This is a genomic window from Hohaiivirga grylli (assembly GCF_039655745.1).
Taxonomy (GTDB): Bacteria; Pseudomonadota; Alphaproteobacteria; order Rhizobiales; family Beijerinckiaceae; genus Hohaiivirga; species Hohaiivirga grylli.
In genome coordinates, this window is the sequence record NZ_JBBYXI010000001.1 from 931191 (window position 1) to 944985 (window position 13795).

A 13795-nucleotide genomic window follows, 5' to 3' on the forward strand; every position below is an offset into this window, starting at 1 on the left:
CCTTAATGCGATGTCATGAAGCCGGGAATGGACGTCTTGCGTTCAAGGAAGCGCGCAATGAGAACCACAACCAGATTGATGAGGAGGTACAGTGTTGTTGCTGCTGTCAGAGCTTCAAATGTCTTGAAGGTGAACTCTGACATTGAGTTTGTCTGACCCATAAGCTCCATAACACCAATCGTAAAACAGACTGATGTATTCTTGACGAGGCTGAGGAATTCAGATGTCAGCGGTGGCAGCATGATGCGGTAAGCTGTTGGCAGCAAAACATAGCGATAGCTCTGGCGACTTGTCAGGCCAAGAGCGAGGGATGCCATACGCTGCCCACGTGGCAAAGCTTCAATACCTGCTTTGACCTGCTCAGCAATACGCGCTGAGGTAAAGAAGCCAAGACAGATGATAGAGGTGTAAACCGGTGAAAGTTGCTTAAGCCAGGTCGAAGCACTGCCCCAGAAGAACTCAGGGATGACAAAATACCAAAGAAAGATTTGTACAAGCAGGGGTATGTTGCGGAAGACTTCGACATAACCCTGACCGAAAATCTGCCAGAATTTGGAGTCTGTTGTCCGCATAACACCAATGAAGGAGCCAAGCGCAAAGGCAAGGATCCAAGCAAACAGGGCAATAAATATAGTCCACCCTAGACCATTTAGGAGCAGTTGATAGTAGAGTTCACCATATGGTGACTCTTGCCATAAAACGCTCCAGTTTATTTCATATTTCATATGTTAAGTCCTGAAGGCATCGGAACAGCTGTGGCAGCACAGGTAGCGAGCAGCCTTAAGTGGATAAATGATTGGAAAAGAAGAGATGGAGAGATGCTGTTTCCTTTTCCTGCACTCTTTTAAGTGCTTGTTATAACCCCGTTTATGAAGAGACCTTAACGGGTTTACGGTTCCGATCATTTTGTGGGTTTCACATCACGGACTGACGTGAAACCCTGCTTTTATTCCATCAAGAAATCTGCAGTTTTACTGCTTGACGGCGTAATCTTTTGGATCACCGCTATCCGTTGGGTGAGCGAGAACCTGTTTGAATTCATCACTCATCGGAATGTTCAGTGTAATACCCTTCGGAGGAATTGGTTTCAGGAACCACTTGTCATAGAGAGCTGCAATTGTGCCATCCTTGAAGAGGTTGCCCATAGCAGTATCGACAACCTTCTTGAACTCAGGATCATCCTTGCGGATCATGCTGCCATAAGGCTCAACAGAGAGAGCTTCCTTGGAGATGACATAGTCATCCGGATTCTTGGAGTTGGCAGCGAGAGATGCGATCAGAACGTCATCCATGACAAAGGCTGATGCACGATCTGTCTCAACCATCAGGAAGGCATCGGCGTGATCTTTAGCCGGAATGATTGTCATGCCAAGATTCTTGGTGTTGTTGAGCTCTGTCAGCTGCTTGATGTTGGAAGTACCAGCTGTAGAAACAACAGTTTTACCCTTCAGATCCTCAAGGGTTTCAAACTTGTTCGCCTTCTTGGAGATGAAACGGTTTGCCGTCACAAAGTGTGTCAGTGTGAAAGAGACCTGCTTCTGACGTTCCAGATTGTTGGTTGTGGAACCACATTCAACGTCGATTGTGCCGTTGGCCATCAGCGGAATACGTGTTGCTGATGTGACGGGGACCATTTTGACTTCGAGCTTTTCGAGGCCAAGATTCTGTTTTACGGCATCTGCAATTTTCAGGCAGATATCATTGGCGTAGCCGACAACCTGTTGCTTGTCGTCAAAGTATGAAAACGGCACGGAAGAGTCTCTGTGTCCGATAGCGATGACGCCTGTTTCCTTGATCTTTTTTAGCGTTCCAGTGAGGTCCTGGGCAGATGCCGGGGAGGAGACCAAAAGGCCAGCACCGATTGCTGCCATGAGGAGATGTGAAAAGCGCATGAAGAGAAACTCCTTAAAAGATTCTGGTTGCCTTATTCTCTGATACTTCTGCGAAGTTGACGGGTATCTGCTTCTTAGAGTGACGATCAGAATGAAGGTCGAGTAATGACTATAGAACGCACTTCAGGCTTGGCAATACGTTCGCCTGTAATACAAATTAATAAGATGCCTAGATTTTAGGCATTTTGCCTAATATAAGGTCGATCAAATTTTTGTATGGATTGGCTTCTCAATTTCAATAATAGTGCTGAAAATGCTTATTATGCTACTATTCATAGCCCATAACTTCATGCATTCGGGCGCGGGCACGACTTACGCGACTTTTAATGGTGCCTGTTGAAACTCCACAGATTGATGCAGCATCTTCGTAGGAAAAACCCTCTGCGCCGACAAGAATAAGAGCTTCGCGCTGTTCAGGGGAGAGCATACCAAGGGCATCTTGGAGATCTTTGAGTTCTAGATGGGGGAGTTGTTCTGCCGGGCTTTCCAGTTGCTCGGCATAGACACCATCAGGATCTGCAACTTCACGGCGTCTTTTTCTGTATTCTGAATGGAAAAGATTTCGGAGAATGGTAAAGAGCCAGGCACTCAAATTTGTGCCTTTTTCAAAATGATCAATATGACTCCAGGCGCGAACCAGCGTTTCCTGTACCAGATCGTCAGCTTGTGCAGCATTGCCACAAAGTGATGTGGCGAATGCTCGTAGCTTTGGCAGGATAAGTAGTATGTCTTCCGCTAACTCTGGTCCGGTAACCTGTTGTTTGGGCATTCGGGCACATAGGGGTTGTAACCACGTTATTTCCTATTCTCTATCTTTTCGAGAGAAGATACAAGTCGTCCGAAATATTCAGGTAAGGGCTGGTGTATGACATCATCATACAAAGAGCGAAGGCCTGCAATTATTGTTGTATCCTCTTCAAGGCCGTTAAGTCCTTGAGAATGGATACGAGTATCAAAGAAACTGGACAGGTTATTTGTAATGACTGTTTGTGTCACATTGCTTCTGGCCTGTTTCGCACATGATGAAGCCAAAGTTGTTTCCTCCTGAGATTGAGCGCGCAATGTTTGCTATCTCTCAGGAACACATATGATGCGATGTTGTTCCGGGTAAAATTTTCTCTTCTTACAAAAGAAACATATCATCTTGTAATATATGAAAAAATAGAGGCGCATTTTTTGAACGTATTTTGCGCTCCCATAGAGAAATTATATAAAAATTTTACCAATATAGATTTTTTGAGAATATCTGTTGATAGAAATTATTTCTATTAAAATGTGTAGCCAATTTTGGCGCCGACATTGGTCAGTCCACGATTTTGACTGCAGAAGCCGGCATTCGACATATGGTCAACTGTTGCCATGACAGACCAATGCTCATCAATGCGGTAACCGAGGCCAAGAGCCTCTCTGAACAGCGTGTTACAACCGAGCGCATTGTGATGTTTTTTCACGTTATCGCCTGTATCACCATTATGGATGGCCGCACCAAGAGATGCTTCAACGAAGATTTCCTTCGTAATATCGTAAGTCCAGGTAAATCCTGCATAACCGTAACTTGTTTTGCCGGCTGTATTTATCGAACCGCCGATATGAAGGCGAGGGATAAAAAACTCGATGAGCGGATTATCTGAGTGAAAGGCTTTGGCGAATAAAACCTCGCCATTAATATCTACAGAGCCCTTTTCTGAGCTTGACGGATCGTGCGCTGCTCCACCAAACCGCAGCTCGGATATAATATTCGGTGCGCTCTGATCTTTGGGCGTAAATGCTGGTGTATTCATTTGCTCGGGCATATCGGCCGCCATTGCATAGCTGTTTAGCAATGCTGTGAGCGTCAAACATCCAAGAACCAACCGACTTACGCGCATGATAAAAATTCCCGAATAAACCTGCATACGGATTAGCTGATTAAATATACAATTGCCAAGAGAAATTTTCAGGAATTATCTATTGAATAAGTTAATTCATATGCTTTTTCAATAAAGATGGGACACTTACCTTCTGAATTTAAATTTTTGTATGTAATAATACATAGCCCAAGAAGACTGTAAGCCGTATTAAATAAATACAGCTTACAGGATTTTTCTATTTGAAATTAAGGAACGAACGCTCCAAATCGATCCGTAAGATTTTCACGGGTTGCCGGGTCAATAATTGAAATTGGGGCAGCGACTGCAGCTGTTGCCGCATTGCCCACTGCATTCGTGGTTCCCAGAACAAAGGCCCCGATATGATCTCCAAGCCCCATTCTGCCTGTATCAATAGGTTTGCCAGACATCAGATATTTGCCGACAAACTGAACAACAGCAGGCGACTGGGCAAACTTGGTATGGTTTGTTGAATCGCCGGTTTGCAAATTTGTCAGGTCAAAGACGTCCATATGTTTGTATTCTGCCAATTCTGCCCGGTATGGTTCCTGCAGAGGGTTTATTTGCCCTAAGCGATCCGTAGACCCCCAAATGAGCCGGGATGCCATCAGGGCACGATCATCCCTTGAAATGAATAGCGTGAAGTGTGGAGGGCGTTTTCCCATTCCGCTTATGAGTGTTCTGGCAACATCAACATCAACATCCGGCGAAGCCAGAATAACGCTTCTGATTTTACGGGAAACCTCACCATTACGAACAGCCATCTGTCGCAGGGATTCAAGGGCCACCATATTTCCCATGGAGTGGGCGAGAACTGTAATATCGGTCACAGATGGTTCGTTTGCCAGTTCTTTAAGTACCAGTTCCAAGGCATCACGGGAGTAAGCTGCACTTTCCCGATCATATGGATAACCAAACAGCTTTCCCTGAGAAGGCCATGTGAAGAGAACGGGTGTTACATTTGAATTACTGTCACTGGCAATTTGTGCAAGGCGCATAACAGCAGCGTCGAACTTGGTATTATATCCGTGGATGAACACGAACACTTTCCCGCCTGTTCTGTACTGCTGAATGTTTTTCCTGACAGCTGTACGGAACTGTTGTGGTTTAATATGTTCAGCGCTTTGTGTTGCAAAATATTTGCTTGGGTCAGCAGGGAGAGATTTTGGCCATTCTATTTCACCGTCAACGTGAGTTGGCGGAATGGAAATCTTGACGTTGGCATATGCCAGGTCACCACGCTTTCCGGTAAATAAAATGCCGGGATCCTCAGATGCCAGTCGGGTTGTGGCAACAACAATTGGAATGGTTTTAGCTGAACTATCGACTTCAAAGGTTGTTGGTGTCATCATTTTCTCAGGCGTACCACCACAAGCTGTCAGGGCCAGAGGCAAAAGCACTGCAAATGATTTCAATGTACTTTGAAACATTTGAGGTAGATATTTCTGCGTCGCAATCATGGTCATGTCTGCGTTTTTTCTTTCAATAGGCTGCCTGCTGGAGAAGTTTCTGGCCTGATAGTTGTTTAGAACCCTATAATTCACCAAAGAGCTATATTTGGTAGTGGGTGGTGAAGTCAAAATAATCATTCGCAGATTGCTTAATTTTGAGTGTCATTAACTGCAAATACTTGTGTCTTCCAACGCGCCTTATTGCTTTTTGTGTAAATATGAATGTGCTTTTTTACACATCAGAGGAAAAAAATCCGCACTAGCCTTCTCGTTAAAGCAGTGTATGTGCTGCATTTTTTGGAGTGCGTTATGCGTTCATCTTTGTTTGTGGTTCCAATGGTCGCATTTTCTGTCTTTGCAGGTAGCAGTTTAGCTAAGGCAGAGTCCGGACCTTGGTATAATGGTTTCCAAATTCAGGCTTGTGAAAAACACCCTGAACAGGCTGGCTGTTTTAACTATCCTCGGAATAAGGATGATACAGTTAAAACTCAGGAAGATGTGAAGAAATCTCCACGAAAACACAAAAGATAATTTAGAAGAAAAGATGAGTTTATGCAGCCATTGCCACTTTATGTGCAGTGGCTGTTTTTCTATAATCAAAGATATTGCGTATTAGATAGAAGAATTAATTTTGCTGCCTTAGTGTATAGTATTGAGAAACATTACAATTAATTCATTTGATATCAGCCTAGCTTCACCCGTAAAAGTAACAGTGGGGAAACCTCATTTTAAGTCAGGGAGTGAGATATCAGCGCAATATTTTTTATTTAGATAATGTTGCCGAATGTCTCATATCCTTACAATGCTTACTTCTTAATGGTGCGGGTCATACATGCAGCGCTTTAATAATCGTCAGATATCCATTGGTGTGGGTGTTCTTATCCTTCTGGGTGCCGCTTTTTGGGGCCTGACAGGGAAAAAGGATACAAGCCAGAAGGGAGACCCTCGTCAGACTGCTGTTGAGGTTGCTGAGGCGAAAGCTGTTAACTTCCCGGTCAGTAGACAAGCGATTGCGCTGGTTGAGTCACCTGCAACAGTTACAATTCTCTCGCGTATTGATAGTCAGCTTATCGAACAGCACGTTCGAGATGGGCAAATTGTTGAAAAAGGTGACCTGCTCTTTGTTCTGGATGATCGTGAAATCAAGGCTACCATCGCGAAAGATCAGGCAACCATTGATAAAGACGAGGCTCTGCTCGCTCAAAGTCTTGCGGACTTAAGCCGTGCTCAAGCGCTGCTGGCAAAGAACTCGGCATCCCAGCAACAAGTTGATCAGGCAACCGCAAACCAGAAATCAGCAGCCGCTGTTCTTGATGCGGATAAGGCTATCCTTGAATCTGATAAACTTAAGCTCTCATATACCCGTATTTACGCACCCATTTCAGGTAGAGTGGGCTCTGTCCGCGTCACCCCCGGCAATCTTGTTAAGGCGAATGACAGTTCCGGTGGCGGGCTTGTAACAATCACACAAATTCAACCACTGCGTGTAACGTTTGCCCTGCCGGAGAGAGATTTACCTCTGCTGCGTAAGGCGACAGATCAAAAGATAGTGCCGGAAGTTAAAATCAGTGCACCAAACGGTGGAGCAACTGCGGTTGGTAAGCTCGACTTTCTTGATAACATGGTCGATTCAAGCTCCGGCACCATCACTGTTAAGGCGTCTTTCCCAAATGATGAACGCAAGTTCTGGCCGGGACAATATGTGCAGATTGAAGCTGTTCTCGGGCAACTTGATGATGTGATTTTGGTGCCGACTGTTGCTCTGCAGATGGGGCAAAAAGGGCCATATGTCTTTGTTGCTTTACCTGATGGCAAGGCCGGTGTCCGGGATGTCCAGATTATTGGCTCTGATAATGTGAACTCTGCAATTTCAGGTCTGAAGGCTGGAGAGCAGATCATTGTTGAAGGGCATAACCGCTTATCAGAGGGTGCGGCGATCAATATCGTCAACAAACCCTCCCAGCCGACCCCGAATACTGAAAACGGAGATAAGCAGTGAATATATCCGAATTCTGTATTCGCCGGCCCGTTGCAACGATCTTAATGTCGATTGCATTGATCCTTGGTGGATTGTTTGCATATAGCCATTTGCCTGTTGCAGCTCTGCCCCGGACAGAATTCCCGGTTATCAACGTTTCTGCCCAGCTCCCCGGAGCTTCACCTGAAACCATGGCAAACTCGGTTGCAACACCGCTGATCAAGCAGTTCGCTACGATTGCTGGTATTGATGCAATTTCTACAACGAGTGCCCAAGGCTCGACATCTATTGCCATCCAGTTTGTGTTGGAGCGCGATATCGATGCGGCTGCGGCTGACGTACAGGCTGCCATTACGCGCACAAGCCGTCAGCTTCCGGATGAAATGACCAATGCTCCCAGCTTTCGTAAAGTGAATCCTGCGGATGCACCAATCCTGATGATGACGGTTCGTAGTGACCGTGTGCCACTTTCTGAACTTGATGCTTACAGCCAACAGGTTATCTCACCGGCTCTATCAACTATTCCCGGTGTCGCACAGGTTATTGTCTGGGGTAGTCAGAAATATGCGGTACGTATTCAGATCGACCCAAATGCCTTAGCTACCCGCGGTATTGGTGTTGACGAAATCCAGACAGCTGTGGCTGCTGCAAATGCGAATACGCCAGTTGGAACACTGCAAAATGATAAGCAGCAACTGATCATTGAGGCAAAGACCCAGCTCGAAAATGCCAAGCAGTTTGCGAATATTATTGTTGCAACTCGCAATGGGAGGCCTGTGCGTCTGGGGGATGTTGCCAATGTGATCGACTCTGTCGAGAACACGAAGACAGCCGCCAGTTTCAATGGTGAGCGGACAATCATGCTGGCCGTTCAGCGCCAGCCAGATGCCAATACCGTTGAGGTTGTTGATCGGGTAAAAGCGCTTCTGCCACAGTTCGAGGCAACGCTTCCTCCCGGTTCCAAAATCGGTATTGCTAATGACCGTTCAACATCTATTCGTGAAGCTGTTGAGGACGTTCAGTTTACGCTCGCACTGACAATTGTGCTGGTTATTCTGGTTATCTTTATATTTCTGCGCCATGCGACAGCGACAATCATTCCAAGTTTTGCGGTCCCCATTTCACTGATTGCAACTTATGGGGTCATGTACCTTTTCGGCTTCTCAATCGATAATATCTCGCTTCTTGCCCTGACCCTATCTGTGGGGTTGGTGGTCGATGATGCGATCGTGATGTTGGAAAACATCATGCGTCATATGGAGGAAGAGGGCCGCAGTCCTATGGAAGCGGCGTTGGTTGGTAGTAAGGAAATCGGGTTTACGATTATTTCGATTACCGTCTCACTGCTGGCTGTCTTTATTCCTGTTTTGCTAATGGAAGGCATCATCGGGCGACTATTCTATGAGTTCGCGATTGTTGTGACGGCTTCTATCGCAGCATCTGCATTTGTCTCTTTGACACTGACACCGATGCTCTGCTCACGCATTATCACTCATAACGCGGCAAAGCAGGTTGATGCGCAAGGCAAAGGCTTTAACGCAGCTCTGGAGCGTGGTTTCAACAAAACCCTGGAGTGGTATGACCGCGGTTTGGAAATCTGTCTGAAGCACCAGCGTGCTGTCGTTGCTGTTTTCTTCGGAACACTTGTCGCTAACTTTTTGATGTTTGCCTACATTCCCAAAGGTTTTGTGCCGCAAGAAGATATTGGCATTCTCAGTATTTCAACAAAAGCCCGACAGGATGTTTCTTTTGACGCCATGTCCAAGCTTCAAAAGCAGGTTGAAAACGTCTTTCTTGAATCACCCTATGTCGATACCTTTATCTCAATGGTTGGCGGCGGCGGTGGCAGCTCGGGGATGAACACAGGCAGTGGTTTCTCCGTGTTAAAGCCGAAAGGTGAACGCCCACCAATGAACGCGATCCTAACGGAGTTCCGGGCTAAATTTGCCAAGATTGCCGGCATCGATGTTTATATGAACCCGGTTCAGAACCTGAACATCAGTGGCGGCCGTTCATCTTCAAGTATGTACCAGTATGTTCTGCAAGGTTTGAACTATACAGACCTGTATGAATGGGCACCTCGTGTCACCGAGAAAATGCGTGCAGACCGGGCAAACTTTGTTGATGTTGTCTCTGACCTTCAGAACAATGCCCTGCAAGCAACCCTTGTGATTGATAAGGATAAGGCAAAGACACTCGGGATTGAGGCTGATCGTTTACGCTCAACGCTCTATTCCGGTTTCGGAACGCGCCAGATTTCGACTATCTATTCAACGGGTGATTCCTACTCCGTTTTGATGGAATTCGACCCCAATATGGATTGGTCAGCAAACAGGCTGGATCTGATCTATGTACGCTCTACGTATGGAAATCTTGTTCCATTAAGTGCATTTGCCAAAGTTGAGCGTAGTGTCGGCACTGTTACCGTCTCCCAATTGGGACAGCTTCCCGCCGTGACAATTTCCTTCAACCTGCCTGAAGGGGTGTCATTGGGGACTGCGGTTAACAGGCTAGAAGCTATGAAGCAGGAAATGGGTTTGCCGGTAACGATTACATCGACATTCTCAGGTACTGCCAAAACCTTCCAGAGCTCTCAGTCTAACCAGATCATGCTGGTGATTGCCGCTATCCTGACAGTTTATATCGTGCTGGGTATCCTCTATGAGAGCTTTATTCACCCGCTGACTATTTTGAGCGGCCTGCCGTCGGCTGTGATTGGTGCTCTTGGGTCGCTCCTGCTGTTTGGAATGGACCTCAGTATTATCGCAATTATCGGGTTGTTGATGCTTATCGGTATCGTCAAGAAAAACGCGATCATGATGATTGACGTCGCCTTGACCTTGCAACGTGATGGTGTGGAACCTCGAGAGGCAATCCATAAAGCCTGTCTGATGCGTTTCCGGCCAATCATGATGACGACTTTTGCCGCTATCATGGGAACTTTCCCGATCGCCATCGGGCATGGTGCAAGTTCTGAGTTGAGGCAGCCTCTGGGTGTCGCGGTGGTTGGCGGGTTGATCGTTTCGCAGATGCTGACGCTGTTTATTACACCTGTGCTGTATCTTTATATGGAACGGTTCTCCCAGTTCCTGCTGAGCCTGCCTGAGCGCTGGAAAACCTTCAGACAGACCAAACACCATAGCGCTTGATATGAAATGTCTGAGTGTGGAGTTGCCGTTATCTTTTAGAAGTAAGATGCGGCTGCTCACACGTATAACCAACAAAGCATTGCGGGTTATCCTTACTCGGAATCCAGGCCGCCTTGGTTCTTTCCATCGTTGCGCAAAAGCCAGCATGATCCACATAACGATCATAGAGATGTGAGCCGTAGTAAATTGTAACGGCTCCTTCAGTTCTGACCATTGTTTGCAATTGGCTACATGGTATATTTTGCGATGTAACTTGTTGAGCCTGTGCGGCACTTAAACATGCACTGCCCAGAATAATGACGCCTAGCAGGGTAGGGAGTAAACAGGTTTTATGACGGTTGGTCATGATCATCCCTCTCTTTATCGAAACCAGATATCAGAATCTGGCTCAATGCATGTGTAGCCAATGAAGCACTGAGGGTTATCTTTCGTGGGAACCCACGCTGGTTCTGTGGCCTGTCGTGGAGGGCAGAAGCGCTCGTCTTTGACATAACGATCGTAAATGAATTTATCTGTATCCAGCACAGCAAAGCCCTGCTTATCAATAACGTTTTTGGCTTCCTGACAGGACATGTTTCTGGTCAGAGAGCGTGCCTGAGCTGAGGCTGACAGGCAGCTTCCTGCCACTACAATACATAGAATATGTGCAAGGGTGCGGGACATGAATTCAATCTCCAATACCCCATATTATATACCTTGAAGCAGAGTATGTCCCTGCTTCAAATATATTTAGCGTAAGGCAGGTTCAGACGTTCTCTGCGAGATGTTTTTTAATTTTGGCAATCTGGAATGGCCGCAGGATATGCCCATTTTCCGCGACAATGAATGAGCGGCTATCTGTGTCATCAGGGGCTTGCCTGATGGCCTCGCGCAGGCTGGGGTAGGTGATACCTTCATTGGAGGTACCATCATCCTGCCAGATAAAGAGTTGGGCGGGTGCTTCCAGTGTGCGCCGTGTTTCCTTGTCTAATCTGATACGGGCCGGTTTCTGCTTCCGCTTAGAGATAAACGAGAACAGCTTTTTAAAAGCTCCGTTAGTTGTCTCAGATGGTGGTGCAGATGACATCATTCGTCTCCGTCAGTAACAGCAAACAATTTATCAAATATAATGATGAATTTACGATGAATATTTGTTCGCCTCTGAGTGAAGAGACACATGACATGCTATTTTTAGTCTGCTTTCAAAAATAATGCTTTGGCTCGTGCTCGTGCAAGTTTGCCTGATGAGGTGCGTGGAATGCGTCCGGAAGGGACAAAAATAATATCACATGAAATACCGAGAGCCTGGCTGATGGCTGTATGTATCTTATCTTTGGTTTCCGGATCTTCTGTTGCCTGTACCAGAAGGATAACCTGATCATCGCCTCCGGGCACTTCCGTTGAAAAGGCGAGTGTCCGACCATGACTGAGAGAAATAGCATGCTCGGCGATACGCTCAATATCCTGTGGCCAGATATTTCTGCCTCGGAAGATGATCAGATCTTTTGAGCGGCCAGTTATGAATAGCTGTCCACTGCGCATGTATCCAAGGTCACCTGTATCCATGAAACCGTTTTGATCAAAAACAGGTTCCGTATTTCCGGATGTGTAGCCCTGCATCAGGCTTTCACCTTTGATCAGGATGCAGCCTATCTGACGGTCAGGTTGAAGCCTGCCGTCTGTATCAGCAATGATGACATCCATCCCCGGTAAGGGAACCCCGCAGCTGACAAAGCTTCTTACATCATCCTGCGGGCTTTCAACGTTTTGCCGTTTTATAACTGTACCTGTTTGGCTGGCCTGCTTGTAATCAATCTGGTCGATATCTGTATGATGACCGGCACGGCCAAACGAGATTGCAAGCGTTGCCTCAGCCATACCATAGCTTGGCAGGAAGCTATCCGGGTTAAACCCGGTTGGTTTAAGGGCTGATGCAAATGTGGCGAGCGTATCAGCCCGGATCATGTCACCGCCTATCCCGGCAATCCGCAGGTGAGAGAGATCAGGTATTGCCGTTTCACTGCTGAAACGTTCTGCGACGAGTCGGTAGGCAAAGTCTGGCGCATAGGTGATGGTTGTGCCGTATTCTGCCATAAGTTTGAGCCATAGCATTGGACGGCGTGCAAAGGCCACGGATGGCATGTAATCAATATTGCAGGCTCCATAGACAGGGGCAATTGAGAAGCCAACCAAGCCCATGTCATGGTAAAACGGCAACCATGAGAAGGCTCGGTCATCTTCTCGCAACTGCATGCCATATGTCAGGATCGCTGAAACATTAGCGGATAATGCGCGATGGCTGATCAATATACCTTTGGGCTCGGATGTTGAGCCGGATGAAAACTGAATATAGGCAATATCGTCAGGTTGTGGTGGAGGAGGTAAATCGCCTGCCGCTGCTTGTGTCAAAGCATCGTAAGAGATGGCTCGTGCTGTATTTTCTAAGGCAATATCTGCAATATAATCTTGTTCAGGAAGGCTGATAACAGCTTTAATTTCCCCATTCCTGAGCATCGCTCCGATCTTGGCGGCATAAAGCCCTGGCTTTTCAAAACGCGAACGATAGGGAAGCGGGCAGGGGATAATGCCTGCATACTGGCAGCCATAAAAAACATAGAGGAATTCAGGTCGTGTTTCTGCTGCAATCGCAACACGGTCTCCTGCTCTCAAATCATAATTGTGGAGGCGTTGGGCAATTGATATAGCCTGCGCATTCAGCTCTTCATAAGAAAGTGTGACAGTTGGCGTACCATTGCCATCATGAAACCGGAGATGTCTCTCACAGCTTGCCGCGGCCTGCAGTGCTTCAACGGTTGTCTTGAACTGGCCAATAGGTTTTTGCATCTCTAAACGCTGAAGCTGTATCAGGTTGGCTTAATGGCTGAAAAAACGAGCACATCAAGGCGATTATCATTCTTGTCGAGATGCTCTTTTTGCAAGGCGCCTTCATAAATAAAATCCGGTGAGCCTATGAGGTTAAACAGAGCTGCTCGATTGCTCTCCAGAACATGGGCTGAAAGCTTATCTATGTTGCGGTGGATGAACATCTCATCCCGAACGGCCAGTGTCGCCTCTGCCAGAATATTCTTACCCCGGAAATCCTTGTTGGCGATACAGACGATGATATGACCCGCGCGATGCTGCGGGTTTGATCGAATAACGTAAAAGCCGATTAAGCTTCCACTTTTCTTATCTGTTATGCCAATCAGATAACTCGTCTGATTGTTGAAGCTTGCGATAAACTGACCGACTTGCGACGCTGTAAAACTGATATGAGGCAGGTTTAATGTATCAAGAATTTCAGGGAGTTTGAACCAGTCCAGAAGGATGGGTGCTGCATCCTGATCCAGCGTTTTCATCACAAAGTTAGCTGTTTGAATATGGATAGGTGTGCTTTTGTTTGCTGTCTGCTTGTTATCTTTTGTCATTGCACAATTCCAAATACAGTCACTTTGTTGGGCTGGTTATTATATAAATC

The 13795-nt window shown here is 46.5% G+C and carries 13 protein-coding genes; 3 read left to right on the plus strand and 10 right to left on the minus strand.

The annotated features are described in order from the left end of the window. Positions 1–2: 2 nt before the first annotated feature. The 5 genes from WJT86_RS04040 to WJT86_RS04060 form a co-directional block, all read right to left on the minus strand. Complete coding sequence (locus WJT86_RS04040) at positions 3–725, minus strand: amino acid ABC transporter permease (protein WP_346336193.1); 723 nt, start codon at positions 723–725, stop codon at positions 3–5. A gap of 246 nt (positions 726–971) precedes the next feature. Further along, positions 972–1892, minus strand: coding sequence for a transporter substrate-binding domain-containing protein (locus WJT86_RS04045; protein ID WP_346336194.1), 921 nt, complete (start codon positions 1890–1892; stop codon positions 972–974). Positions 1893–2160: 268 nt separating this feature from the next. Continuing rightward, on the minus strand, positions 2161–2661 hold the full coding sequence (locus tag WJT86_RS04050; RefSeq protein WP_346336195.1) for a sigma-70 family RNA polymerase sigma factor: 501 nt from the start codon (positions 2659–2661) through the stop codon (positions 2161–2163). Positions 2662–3160: 499 nt separating this feature from the next. Beyond that, positions 3161–3760: an acyloxyacyl hydrolase gene (locus WJT86_RS04055; RefSeq protein WP_346336196.1), complete on the minus strand. Its 600-nt coding sequence runs from the start codon at positions 3758–3760 to the stop codon at positions 3161–3163. Positions 3761–3987: 227 nt separating this feature from the next. Next, positions 3988–5190 (minus strand): alpha/beta hydrolase, encoded by a 1203-nt coding sequence (locus WJT86_RS04060; protein ID WP_346336197.1) that lies wholly within the window; start codon positions 5188–5190, stop codon positions 3988–3990. 330 nt (positions 5191–5520) lie between these two features. Here WJT86_RS04060 and WJT86_RS04065 point away from each other — a divergent pair, with 330 nt between their 5' ends. The 3 genes from WJT86_RS04065 (at position 5521) to WJT86_RS04075 (ending at position 10338) form a co-directional block, all read left to right on the plus strand. Continuing rightward, the gene (locus WJT86_RS04065; RefSeq protein WP_346336198.1) at positions 5521–5742 is read left to right on the plus strand and encodes a hypothetical protein; all 222 of its coding nucleotides are present in this window, start codon (positions 5521–5523) and stop codon (positions 5740–5742) included. A gap of 301 nt (positions 5743–6043) precedes the next feature. Next, positions 6044–7210 (plus strand): efflux RND transporter periplasmic adaptor subunit, encoded by a 1167-nt coding sequence (locus WJT86_RS04070; RefSeq protein ID WP_346336199.1) that lies wholly within the window; start codon positions 6044–6046, stop codon positions 7208–7210. Beyond that, on the plus strand, positions 7207–10338 hold the full coding sequence (locus WJT86_RS04075) for an efflux RND transporter permease subunit (RefSeq protein ID WP_346336200.1): 3132 nt from the start codon (positions 7207–7209) through the stop codon (positions 10336–10338). The genes WJT86_RS04070 and WJT86_RS04075 overlap by 4 nt, the downstream gene beginning before the upstream one ends. Before the next feature lie 28 nt (positions 10339–10366). Here the strand turns inward: WJT86_RS04075 and WJT86_RS04080 are convergent, their stop codons facing one another. The 5 genes from WJT86_RS04080 to WJT86_RS04100 all read right to left on the minus strand — a co-directional run bounded on the left by WJT86_RS04080 (position 10367) and on the right by WJT86_RS04100 (position 13745). Continuing rightward, positions 10367–10684: a hypothetical protein gene (locus tag WJT86_RS04080; RefSeq protein WP_346336201.1), complete on the minus strand. Its 318-nt coding sequence runs from the start codon at positions 10682–10684 to the stop codon at positions 10367–10369. 14 nt (positions 10685–10698) lie between these two features. Beyond that, on the minus strand, positions 10699–11001 hold the full coding sequence (locus WJT86_RS04085) for a hypothetical protein (RefSeq protein ID WP_346336202.1): 303 nt from the start codon (positions 10999–11001) through the stop codon (positions 10699–10701). Positions 11002–11083: 82 nt separating this feature from the next. Continuing rightward, positions 11084–11407 carry a hypothetical protein gene (locus tag WJT86_RS04090; protein WP_346336203.1) on the minus strand — a complete coding sequence of 108 codons (324 nt, stop codon included), beginning with the start codon at positions 11405–11407 and terminating at the stop codon, positions 11084–11086. 101 nt (positions 11408–11508) lie between these two features. Beyond that, a complete protein-coding gene (locus WJT86_RS04095) occupies positions 11509–13161 on the minus strand; it encodes an AMP-binding protein (RefSeq protein WP_346336204.1) in 1653 nt (550 codons plus the stop codon). Positions 13162–13181: 20 nt separating this feature from the next. Continuing rightward, the gene (locus WJT86_RS04100) at positions 13182–13745 is read right to left on the minus strand and encodes a GNAT family N-acetyltransferase (protein ID WP_346336205.1); all 564 of its coding nucleotides are present in this window, start codon (positions 13743–13745) and stop codon (positions 13182–13184) included. Positions 13746–13795 lie beyond the last annotated feature (50 nt).

Excerpts from the sequence above, each read along its gene's own strand:
- WJT86_RS04055 (WP_346336196.1), bottom strand. The coding sequence starts at position 3,760 with ATGCGCGTAAGTCGGTTGGTTCTTGGATGTTTGACGCTCACAGCATTG.
- WJT86_RS04060 (WP_346336197.1), bottom strand. The coding sequence starts at position 5,190 with ATGTTTCAAAGTACATTGAAATCATTTGCAGTGCTTTTGCCTCTGGCC.
- WJT86_RS04100 (WP_346336205.1), bottom strand. The coding sequence starts at position 13,745 with ATGACAAAAGATAACAAGCAGACAGCAAACAAAAGCACACCTATCCAT.
- WJT86_RS04050 (WP_346336195.1), bottom strand. The coding sequence starts at position 2,661 with ATGCCCAAACAACAGGTTACCGGACCAGAGTTAGCGGAAGACATACTA.
- WJT86_RS04080 (WP_346336201.1), bottom strand. The coding sequence starts at position 10,684 with ATGACCAACCGTCATAAAACCTGTTTACTCCCTACCCTGCTAGGCGTC.
- WJT86_RS04070 (WP_346336199.1), top strand. The coding sequence starts at position 6,044 with ATGCAGCGCTTTAATAATCGTCAGATATCCATTGGTGTGGGTGTTCTT.
- WJT86_RS04045 (WP_346336194.1), bottom strand. The coding sequence starts at position 1,892 with ATGCGCTTTTCACATCTCCTCATGGCAGCAATCGGTGCTGGCCTTTTG.
- WJT86_RS04090 (WP_346336203.1), bottom strand. The coding sequence starts at position 11,407 with ATGATGTCATCTGCACCACCATCTGAGACAACTAACGGAGCTTTTAAA.
- WJT86_RS04085 (WP_346336202.1), bottom strand. The coding sequence starts at position 11,001 with ATGTCCCGCACCCTTGCACATATTCTATGTATTGTAGTGGCAGGAAGC.
- WJT86_RS04065 (WP_346336198.1), top strand. The coding sequence starts at position 5,521 with ATGCGTTCATCTTTGTTTGTGGTTCCAATGGTCGCATTTTCTGTCTTT.
- WJT86_RS04040 (WP_346336193.1), bottom strand. The coding sequence starts at position 725 with ATGAAATATGAAATAAACTGGAGCGTTTTATGGCAAGAGTCACCATAT.
- WJT86_RS04095 (WP_346336204.1), bottom strand. The coding sequence starts at position 13,161 with ATGCAAAAACCTATTGGCCAGTTCAAGACAACCGTTGAAGCACTGCAG.